The organism is Pelagicoccus sp. SDUM812002, from assembly GCF_031127835.1.
Lineage (GTDB): Bacteria > Verrucomicrobiota > Verrucomicrobiia > Opitutales > Opitutaceae > Pelagicoccus.
The window spans coordinates 1-9,565 of sequence record NZ_JARXHX010000038.1 but is presented as its reverse complement, the minus strand read 5'-3'; the positions used below and the strand labels follow the sequence as shown (position 1 = coordinate 9,565).

At 57.8% G+C, this 9,565-nt stretch carries 9 protein-coding genes; 8 read left to right on the top strand and 1 reads right to left on the bottom strand.

All coding sequences use genetic code 11. The features are described 5' to 3' along the window. On the top strand, nucleotides 1-185 hold a 185-nt coding region (locus tag QEH53_RS24540), incomplete at its 5' end, for a hypothetical protein (RefSeq protein ID WP_309025589.1). Nucleotides 186-480: 295 nt separating this feature from the next. On the opposite strand, the gene QEH53_RS24535 is transcribed toward QEH53_RS24540, so the two are convergent. Further along, nucleotides 481-1,086: a PEP-CTERM sorting domain-containing protein gene (locus QEH53_RS24535; protein WP_309025588.1), complete on the bottom strand. Its 606-nt coding sequence runs from the start codon at nucleotides 1,084-1,086 to the stop codon at nucleotides 481-483. Here QEH53_RS24535 and QEH53_RS24530 point away from each other — a divergent pair. From QEH53_RS24530 to QEH53_RS24500, 7 genes are all read left to right on the top strand, one after another. Beyond that, nucleotides 1,085-1,339 (top strand): hypothetical protein, encoded by a 255-nt coding sequence (locus QEH53_RS24530; RefSeq protein WP_309025587.1) that lies wholly within the window; start codon nucleotides 1,085-1,087, stop codon nucleotides 1,337-1,339. The two genes, QEH53_RS24535 and QEH53_RS24530, sit on opposite strands and share 2 nt — an antisense overlap. A gap of 293 nt (nucleotides 1,340-1,632) precedes the next feature. Beyond that, nucleotides 1,633-2,640 carry a UDP-glucose 4-epimerase GalE gene (gene galE / locus QEH53_RS24525; protein WP_309025586.1) on the top strand — a complete coding sequence of 336 codons (1,008 nt, stop codon included), beginning with the start codon at nucleotides 1,633-1,635 and terminating at the stop codon, nucleotides 2,638-2,640. 189 nt (nucleotides 2,641-2,829) lie between these two features. Next, nucleotides 2,830-4,635: an ABC transporter ATP-binding protein gene (locus QEH53_RS24520; protein ID WP_309025585.1), complete on the top strand. Its 1,806-nt coding sequence runs from the start codon at nucleotides 2,830-2,832 to the stop codon at nucleotides 4,633-4,635. Continuing rightward, a complete protein-coding gene (locus tag QEH53_RS24515) occupies nucleotides 4,629-5,876 on the top strand; it encodes a glycosyltransferase (protein ID WP_309025584.1) in 1,248 nt (415 codons plus the stop codon). Before QEH53_RS24520 ends, QEH53_RS24515 begins: the two co-directional genes overlap by 7 nt. Before the next feature lie 34 nt (nucleotides 5,877-5,910). Then, entirely contained in the window at nucleotides 5,911-7,293 is a 1,383-nt protein-coding gene (locus QEH53_RS24510; protein WP_309025583.1) for a glycosyltransferase, read from the top strand. Next, nucleotides 7,290-8,027 carry a class I SAM-dependent methyltransferase gene (locus tag QEH53_RS24505; protein ID WP_309025582.1) on the top strand — a complete coding sequence of 246 codons (738 nt, stop codon included), beginning with the start codon at nucleotides 7,290-7,292 and terminating at the stop codon, nucleotides 8,025-8,027. Before QEH53_RS24510 ends, QEH53_RS24505 begins: the two co-directional genes overlap by 4 nt. A 12-nt stretch (nucleotides 8,028-8,039) precedes the next feature. Then, nucleotides 8,040-9,377 (top strand): glycosyltransferase family 4 protein, encoded by a 1,338-nt coding sequence (locus QEH53_RS24500; RefSeq protein WP_309025581.1) that lies wholly within the window; start codon nucleotides 8,040-8,042, stop codon nucleotides 9,375-9,377. Nucleotides 9,378-9,565: the final 188 nt, after the last annotated feature.

Sequence of the window (9,565 nt, the reverse complement as noted above, 5' to 3'; positions counted from 1 at the left end):
CCAACCATCCGCGTTTATTCGCGTCCATCCGCGGTTACGAACCACTCAACCTGATCAAAACCTGCCCTGTCGCAGACAGGATCTTGCCCGCGAGCCTAGGCGAGTGGATCCAGTGGCAAAGCCACGATGTTAAGAACCAACCAGTGCGGGAGTGTCTGAATTCAGATCCGACCATCCGAGATTGATGGCCACCAAAAGGCGCTAAAAATCTAACCGATGAAGGACCTTCGCTATAACGAAGGCGGGGTTTCTTGAGCTACGTTATAACGGAGCTCCCAATGCAGGATCTTTTGTTTCGTCGTGAGACTCCTCAAGTGTCGTCGCCCCGCTCCTCGGTAGTGATTTTTCGTGCCTTCTCGTGGCTAAAAACCAGCACAACCGGATCCGAACAGCAACCGCTACTGCCCATCTGGACTGGCCACAAAAAAGCCCTGCCTCTCGCTGAGAGACAGGGCTAAAATTGATTGGGTACCTTAAGCGTTACGCTGCCTGGACGGCGGCTTGGCGACGGCGGCGCATCATTACGAAGGCCATGATACCGCCCATTCCACCGAGAATCACGGTAGAAGGCTCGGGTACTGCTGAGATCATTCCGAAGACTTGGAAATCTTCGAGGGCAACAGTGCCGTCAAAACCAACTGCTTCGAAAGTAAGCGTGTTGGATCCGGTTAGGCCATTGATCGAAGGCAAGATACCGACGTCCTTGCTTTGACCACCCGTGATTACGTCACCACCGAGCAGAAGCCCTCCGTAGTCAACACCAGTGATGGCGGCAATCGAACCCGCATAGTTGGCTCCGTAGCCGATGCCCATGATTGATGCGACGAAGTTGTCAGCTAGGTTGAAGTCGAACGAGAACGACGCTGGTGAACCAGAGGTCAGGTTAGCTGTCATGGCTCCTCCAGAAACCGCACCACCCGTGAAATCGCTCACGGAAGCAAACGCTCCCGCAGGATCTGTCACAGTAGGGGCGGTGCCCGAGTCGAAGTCAAAAGTGATAAAAAACAGGCTATCGCCTGTCGCGGAGAAGCCGAGCGCGGCCGAAGCAAGCGCGGCGATTGCGGTAAGAGTCTTATGAAGTTTCATGTGGATCAGCAAGCGTTTGGATGAAGATTTACTCCTTGGAGGAATAGCACTGAGCGTACCAGAGTGTAGGAAATTCCTTATTGTGCTCAGTATTGACCGCAACTTCGCTAAACCACAAGTGGTAATTGAGCTCAACGGTCAAAATCATGCGCCACACGGCGTGCGTAAGGGAAAGCCTGATACCATCCCACAAATTAACACGCAAGAATTCGAGCTCAGCGAGCTCAACCCACAAATCCGCGGCCTCAAATAGTCACCTCGCCGACCGGCAAGCCGCCTTCGAAGACGCCAATACCCGATCTTCGGCCTCATTCCTCGCAACGATCCCTTCCGCCTCGCTCCCTCAAACAATCCGCTTGAGAAGCTCCAAAACGCTCCGATAAGACTTGGATTAATCAAATTACATAAGCTGCGTCCGAACTGAGCCGTTTAACACTCCCTTTCACGAACCCCCAAAGACATGAATGAGATACGCCCCCTGAACGAACAGGAGCTGCCACGGCAAGACCACGAATCCCGACAATCCAAGGGACGCTTGATCCACCTATGAATGTACTTGTGGTGGGCGGAGCTGGCTATATCGGAAGCCATTGCGTTCGGTTACTGGAAAAAACAGGGCATACGCCTATCGTGTTCGACAACCTGCGGCGCGGCCACGCGGACGCCCTCCCCGATACAGTGACCGTGATCGAGGGCGACCTCGGAGACTACGGACTCGTTCACGATGTCTTGATTCGGGAGGAGATAGAGATCGTTATGCACTTCGCTGCTTACGCCTACGTCGGCGAATCGATGCAGGACCCGCTTCTCTATTTCGAAAACAACACGGCTAAATCGATTGCCCTGCTTCGCGCCATGAAAGATGCCGGGGTGCGAAAGATTGTATTCAGTTCTTCCTGCACCATCTTCGGAGATAGCTCACCCTCACCTCTATCGGAGTCAGCTAGCCCGTATCCCATCAGCGCATACGGGCATACCAAAGCTGGCTTCGAGAGCTTGCTGGACTACTGCTCAAAAGCCTACGGATTCAGCGCTGCAATCTTTCGTTATTTCAATGCGTCCGGGGCTGCGTCGAGCGGAGAGATCGGAGAGGACCACTCCCCGGAGACCCACCTCATACCGATCGCAATCCAGTGCGCCCTCGGGCAGCGCAAATCGCTCGCCATATTTGGTAACGACTATGACACGCCAGACGGAACCTGCTTGCGCGACTACGTCCATGTCGACGACATATCGGCGGCACACGTTTTAGCTTTTCCAAAGCTGCAGGAGGCAGGAAAAATCCATATCTATAATTTGGGTACAGAAAAGCCGACGAGCGTACTGCAAATCGTAACCGCAGTGGAGAAAGCCTCGGCTCGGAAAGTTCATTACCATATCGAGCCGAGGCGCGATGGCGACGTTCCCGCCGCCTACGCTGACAGCTCCAAGGCCCGAAATGAGCTGGGGTGGCAACCGCAGTTCCCGGACATCGATTCGATTGTAGCGACCGCGTGGAGATGGCACTCTAGGCATCCGAGAGGGTATCGATCAGATCCTGATGAAGCGCCTTGACCTCAAACAAAAAGCACGCTCCCTGACACCTCCCAGCTCACCCCGAAACGGTGGCGTCAAGGCGAAACCTCGAATCCCCCCGGTTTCGAACTTAATTACGCAACCAAATTACGGAAGACTCTTAAGCCCAGTATTGCTAAGGCTAAAATAGAAGCAATAAGGATACAGACCACCTTGGGTTTCGAACAAATGCATCAACGAAAAAAAGGCGTATCCATTCTGCTCCCCCTTATCTACGCCCATCCTCGGCTGGCGATCACGAGCGTACTGGTCGGGTTCGCGGCCGCCCTTTCAGAAGGTATCGGAATCACGCTCTTCGTCCCTCTGCTGGGAGCCTTGAGCGATCCCGATTCGAACGCCGCCACCCAAATCTCCCCGTTGTTCAACCTGTACGACGATTGGTTGGACGAACATGTTCTGGTCGTGTCCTCCCTCCTGGTTGCTTTGGCGATCACCATCAAGGCCGTGCTCACCTCCGTGAACGACGTTTGCTTTAGTCGCATATCATCGAGGATCGGCCACGAGCTACGCCGACGCCTCTTCGCCCATTTCATGAGACTGCCCTACGAAAAGTGGGAAGCCGCAAACCACGACAAGATGTACAACGCTTTGGCGAGCGAAACCTGGCGCACGAGCGACGCCGTCTCGACCCTCATCAAAGCCACCATTATATCATTCACCGCTTTGGTTTACCTCTCTCTTCTTTTCCTCATATCAGCAATACTGGCGATCACCGTTCTGGCGGTCATGGGCATCCTCGCATTCCTCTTTAGTTTCGCCTCCCGCAAGGTGAAAGCGATCGGGGCGGAGGCCACTGCAGCAAACACTGAACTGATGCATCAGATGGTAGAGGGCTTCGATGGCATGACCACCATCAGAACCTTTTCTCGAGAAAAGGAGTCCATCGACGCCTTCGAAAAAATATCTCAGCGGGTAAGGAAGATATTCAATCGGCTGGCGATCTACGGAGCTTCCGTGAACCCAGTTTACGAAGCGGTATCAGCATACATTTTCGTCGGAATCATACTCACGGCAAGCCTCGCAGAAACGCCCCTTCCGTCCACCATCATTTTCGCTGTAGTGCTTTTTCGGCTACAGCCAAAGATCCAAGCCTTGGACGCCTGCCGCATGTCGCTGGCCAGCCAAGCCGCTGCGATCGAGGAGATCCAGTCCATCCTGGAGGTTCCCACCATTGAGCAGTCGGATTCCACCGCTCCCGCTTTCCATTCCCTCAAGGACTCCATTCAGTTCCAAAACGTCTCCTTCCGCTACACGCCGCAGGACCCAGCGGTGCTCGAGCAAGTCAACTTCGGCTTGCAGCAGTCGAAGGTTACGGCACTGGTCGGCCCCTCGGGCGCTGGCAAGACCACCATCGTCAAGCTCCTGCTTCGCCTCTACCAGCCTGACTCCGGAACCATCCTGATAGACGGGAGCCCCCTGGACTCTTTCCAGGTCGAGTCATGGCGGGAACGGGTCGCCGTGGTGAGCCAAGACATCTACCTCTTCAACAGTTCGATTCGAGACAACATCCGCTATGCCTGCCCACACATTTCCAACGAGGAAATCGAGCAAGCGGCAAAGCTGGCGGACGCCCATACCTTCATCACGAGCCTGCCCCATGGCTACGATACGAAAGTCGGCGACCGGGGCGCTCGTCTTTCCGGAGGGCAGGCTCAAAAACTATCCCTTGCACGAGCCATCGCCAAGAAAGCGGACTTCATCATTCTAGATGAACCGACCAGCGCCTTGGACGGCAAATCCGAGAACACCATCGGGGAAACCATTCGCACCTTGGCAGACCAGAACGCAACCATCCTCCTTATCACTCACAGGCTCTCGACCGCCCGCGTAGCGGATCAAGCGATCTCCATCGACCATGGTAAGGTCATCGACCAAGGGCCCATCTCCCGATTCATCGTATCGTCCTTGTCTGAGGAGAAGGCCAGCGACGAAGAAGCCCGCCCCACCGACAAAGGAAAGAGCACCCTGTGGTAAAGTACGCGACGCGCCAAATCGACCTTGCCGACTCGATCACGGACATCCAGCTCGATGCCGAACAGTCTGGCATCGCCCTCACGATTCGAAACGGCGGAAGGCCGATCGCCTTCCACCTCGAGGCAACTTCCCCCGGAGCGGCCCTGGACTCCCACTATCTAAAGGCATTGGTCGCCAAGAAAGCGGGGCGCGAGCTCATCGCTGATACCTTGCGACGCGAAATTCGCCTCCGGCCCATAGAAGAGGAGGCCCCGAGCGAAGAGCCATCGCTCACCATCGCCATCTGCACCCGCCATCGCTCGAAGCTGCTGAAGCGCTGCCTTCGCTCCATAGCGGACCTTTCCCCCCTGCCGAAAGACTTCGAAGTGGTGGTGGTGGACAACGCCCCGCAGAACGACGAGACGGAACACGTCACCCGCACTTTCGACACCGTACGCTACGTGAGAGAGCCGCTCGCCGGGCTGGACTTCGCCCGAAATCGCGCTCTAGCCGTATCCCAAAAAGACTACATCGCTTATGTTGACGACGACACCCGACTGGATCCACTCTGGTGGAAGGGCCTGCGCGAGGCTATCCAAGAAAACCCAGGCGTTGGCGCCATCACCGGCCTCGTCCTGCCGCTGGTTCTCGATTCCGAAGCTCAGGTTCTCTTCGAGCAGCGAGGCGGCTTCCGCAGAGGATGCGAAAAGCTCATATACAACGGGTCCAACAACCCCTTCAACGAGCTCTATCCTTGCGGAGCAGGTATCTTCGGAGCCGGGGCCAACATGACCCTCAAGCGCGACTGTCTTCTGCAAATCGGCGGTTTCGATGAAGCCCTCGATACCGGAGCTCCTCTCCCCGGCGGAGGCGATCTCGACATCTTCTACCGGATGATCCGGGCCGGCTACCCGCTCGCCTACGAGCCGCTCTACCTTCTCTACCACGAACACCGCTCGGACCTGCGCGGACTTCGCCGGCAGTACTACACATGGGGACTTGGCTTCATGGCCTTCATAAAAAAATCCATCGCCGCCGATCCCGTCATGAAAGATAGATTCCGCACGCTCGTGTACTGGTGGATTCGATACGCGTTGAAAAATATTCTAAAAGATTCGATCGTCAAGCGGAGCTTGCCGCTTTCCATGTCGCTAGCGGAGTTTTGGGGCGGCATTGTCGGCTACTGCGGCGAGTACAGCCGTTCTCAAAAAAGGGTGCAAAAAATCCGAGCTGCGCAGGGAAGCGTATCGACAAACCCATGACGGACCGCTCCTCTCAAATCCGGATTCCTGCCGAATGAAAACGCAGAACGCACCCGACCCTTCCGACCTGGAGGCCCGTAGCCCCACGAGCGCAGCTCCGACGACACGATTTAAAATCGTAGAGATCGATCTTGCCGCACCCATTGAGAGCATCCCGCAAGGAGGCCCCAACGAAGGTGTCTTCCTTCTCTTTCGCGTCGGAGAAACCTACTTGGGTCACAACCGTCTCCTCTGCACTGAGCTGCCAGCTCCGGCCTCCCGGGTCGCCTACGCCGCTGCCCAAACGACCGCCATCACGGTAGGCGACTTACTCCGCCTCGCAGGCTTCAAGGCCAAGCTCCCCTCTCTCTACCAGCCCGAGGCCATCAATCGCCCTCCCTCCATCGAGGCGATCCAGTCAGAGCTGGACCAAGGAAGCATCCTGAAAAAGCTCTCGGCCTCCGCGCTCGCTTCGTCTCCCGCCGCCGAATCTGTCTCCCTGGTCATCTGCACTCGCAACCGGGCGGAGTCGCTCGCCAAGACCCTTGATTCCGTCGCAGCTCTACAGCCGCCCCCTTTCGAGACCATCGTCGTAGACAACGCCCCGACCGACTCCTCCACCCAAGCCGTCGTTTCTAAGTATCCGAATATCAATTACTGCATCGAGCCGAAGCCAGGCCTCAGCCAGGCCCGGAACAAAGGCATCGAAGCGGCGAGCGGAGCCATCATTTCCTACACGGATGACGACGTTCGGCTGCCCACTAATTGGATCAAGGCCATAGCCGACTCCTTCGCCGACTCGCAAACCATGGCCACCACCGGACTGATGCTGCCTGCCGAGCTTCGCACCGAGGCCCAAATCGAGTTCCAGAAAAATTCCGAAGGCGACGGCTGGGGGTATCGGCCGAGGCACTACACCCGTGAAAACTTCCTCATCCCGATGCGGCGCAAAGGAGCGCCCGTCTGGAAGATCGGAGCCGGGGCTAACATGGCCTTCCGCCGCTCCATCTTCGCCAAGGTCGGCGGTTTCGACCCAAGACTCGGAGCAGGCGCCTCTGGCTGCAGCGAGGACTCCGAGATGTGGTATCGCATCCTAGAGTCCGGCCACGACATCCGCTACGATCCGCGAGCCGTCGTATTCCACACCCACCGGGAGACCATGGCCGAGCTGAGCCAGCAAATGCGCAGCTACCTGAAAGGGCATGTCGTCGCGCTCGTCATACAGTTCCTCAATTTCGGCCACCTTGGCGACCTCCGCAGACTGCTGCTCTCCTTGCCTTGGTACTACACCCGCCTCAGCGTGTTAACCCTGCTTGGAATCCAGAAGACGCCCAACCTCCTGCCCAGTATCCGAGGCTTCATGAGCGGAATCGCCTACTGCCTAAGCTTACCCTTTCGCCACCCTTCCCGCACAAAAGCAACCGCTTCCATAAAATGAAAAAAAGCCCGCGCCGCCAATTCCTGTCCCAGAATCCCTTCCCTCACCCGCTCACCATCGGGTTCTTCTATCGGGAGAAGATGCGGGCCATCCACCGCATCGCCCCCGAACAAAGCCCCCAGGAAATCCTCGAAGTGGGCGGCGGCCAAAGCGGGCTGTCCTCCCTGCTCTATCCGCAGGCCCGCATCACCAACCTCGATCTCGACGGCAGCTTCGCCGAAGCCCCCTGCAACCAAAAGCCCAACGTCACCTTCGTACAGGGAGACGCCACCCAGCTCCCTTTCCCGGACAACAGCTTCGAGATGATCACCATGTTCGACCTGATCGAACACGTCCCGAACGACCAAGCCGCCATGGACGAAGCCAGGCGCGTGCTCAAACCGGGCGGCCACCTCTTGCTCAGCACACCCAACTTGTATTGGAAATATCCCTACTACTCCTTCCTCAAAAAGTTCTGCCCTACGGAAGAAGTCCTCTTCGAGGAATGGGGCCACGTGCGCCGCGGCTACGAGGAGCAAGACCTCATCGAGCGCATGCCCCTTCAGCACCTCAAAAGCGCCTCCTTCATCAACCCCGTCACCGCCCTCGCCCACGACATCAGCTTCTCCCACCTTTCGACCCGCAAACGCCGCCTCCTCTGTCGCCTCCTGTTTCCCGTAACTTTTCTCGCCTACCTCGCCCATCGCCCTCGGACCAAAGGCACCGAGATCGCCTACGCCTGGGTAAAGCAGTAGCCCCCAGCCGTCATGACCACCGAGCGGCCGCCTCCTACCATCGCCATCCTCCCTTGGGGTGACGCCATCGAGGACTTCCTCGAAACCGCAAACATATCTCTCGACCAGTTTTGCTGCGAGATGACCGGCGGGTGGCTCTTCGGCTATGGGGAAGCCCTCAAGCTCAACCAGTGCGAAACCGTGTTCATCTGCTTCTCCACTTCCGTCTCGAAAGCTGAAACCAGAGAAAATCCCCGCACCGGCAGCAAGGTACTGCTGCTTCCCAGCCCGACCACCCACCGGTTTGCCCGCAAGCTCGCACGAGCCCTCGAGCGCCGCTGCAGCCACGCAAAGCTCCGCCGCATCGCCCCCCTCCTCACCATCCTCCACCAGACCGCCAGCAGCCTCGCATCCTACCTTGCCACCGACCCGCTAGCCCTCGCCCGCGCCCTCAAGGCCCACCGCGTCTCCCACCTCATCTGCCAAGAGTACGAATACACCCGCTTCGACGTCTGCGTCCTGCTCTCTCGGCTGTTGGGCATCCCCGTCTTCGCCTCCTTCCAGGGTGGCAGCGTGACCGCCAGTCGCTTGGAGAGCTGGATCCGCCCCCTCACTGTTCGCTGGGCAGACGGGTTAATCGTGGCCCCCCGGCAAGAGCGGAGGCGGGTCATCACTACCTATTCCGTTCCCCCCAGCCAGCTGCACGACATTCCCAACCCCCTCGATACCGAGCTCTGGAAACCGCTGGAAAACAAAGCCAGCCTGCGGGAAAAACACGGCCTACCGCCCGCAGCCACCATCGCAGTCTGGCACGGAAGGGTCGCCATCCACACCAAAGGTCTGGATACGCTCCTGCGGGCCTGGGCCAGCGTCGCTGCAGCCGCAGTCGCGGAAGCCCCGCTCTTGCTTCTCATCGGAAACGGATCCGACCGCGAGAAGCTGCGAGCCCTTATCGATTGCCACGCCCCCGAGAGCGTTCGCTGGATAGACCGCTACATCCTCGACCGCAGCCATATGCGAGAGCTGCTCAACAGCGCCGACTTCTACATCTTCCCGTCGCGACGCGAAGGCTTCCCTGTGGCTCCCACCGAAGCCATGGCCTGCGGGCTGCCCGTCATCGCCACCACCGCCTCCGGAGTCCCCGACATCTTTCCCCATGGAGAAGCCTCCGGCGGCATCCTCGTGCCCCCCGACGACAGCCCCGCCTTGGCAAGGGGGATGACCCGCCTCTTGCAGGATCCAGAGTTAAGGAAAGCGCTTTCCGCGAACGCCCGCCAGCAAGTGATCCAGTCCTTCTCCCTCAAGTCCATCGGCACTCGCTTAAAACAAACCCTAACCGCCCCAACCGTACCCAGAAATCCGATACTCTGAAAAGCCTACCATAGTACCCTTGTACCTTCCTCAGGAGAAACAGCCTTCGTTATAGCGAAGGTACTCCATCGGTTAGATTTTAAACGCCTTTTGGTGGCCATCAATTCGGATGGTCGGATCAGGTTGTGCTGTTTTTAGCCACAAGAAGGCACTACCGAGGAGCGGGCGACGACACTTGAGGAGTCTCA

Excerpts from the sequence above, each read along its gene's own strand:
- QEH53_RS24530 (WP_309025587.1), top strand. The coding sequence starts at position 1,085 with ATGTGGATCAGCAAGCGTTTGGATGAAGATTTACTCCTTGGAGGAATA.
- QEH53_RS24535 (WP_309025588.1), bottom strand. The coding sequence starts at position 1,086 with ATGAAACTTCATAAGACTCTTACCGCAATCGCCGCGCTTGCTTCGGCC.
- galE (WP_309025586.1), top strand. The coding sequence starts at position 1,633 with ATGAATGTACTTGTGGTGGGCGGAGCTGGCTATATCGGAAGCCATTGC.
- QEH53_RS24520 (WP_309025585.1), top strand. The coding sequence starts at position 2,830 with ATGCATCAACGAAAAAAAGGCGTATCCATTCTGCTCCCCCTTATCTAC.
- QEH53_RS24510 (WP_309025583.1), top strand. The coding sequence starts at position 5,911 with ATGAAAACGCAGAACGCACCCGACCCTTCCGACCTGGAGGCCCGTAGC.
- QEH53_RS24505 (WP_309025582.1), top strand. The coding sequence starts at position 7,290 with ATGAAAAAAAGCCCGCGCCGCCAATTCCTGTCCCAGAATCCCTTCCCT.
- QEH53_RS24500 (WP_309025581.1), top strand. The coding sequence starts at position 8,040 with ATGACCACCGAGCGGCCGCCTCCTACCATCGCCATCCTCCCTTGGGGT.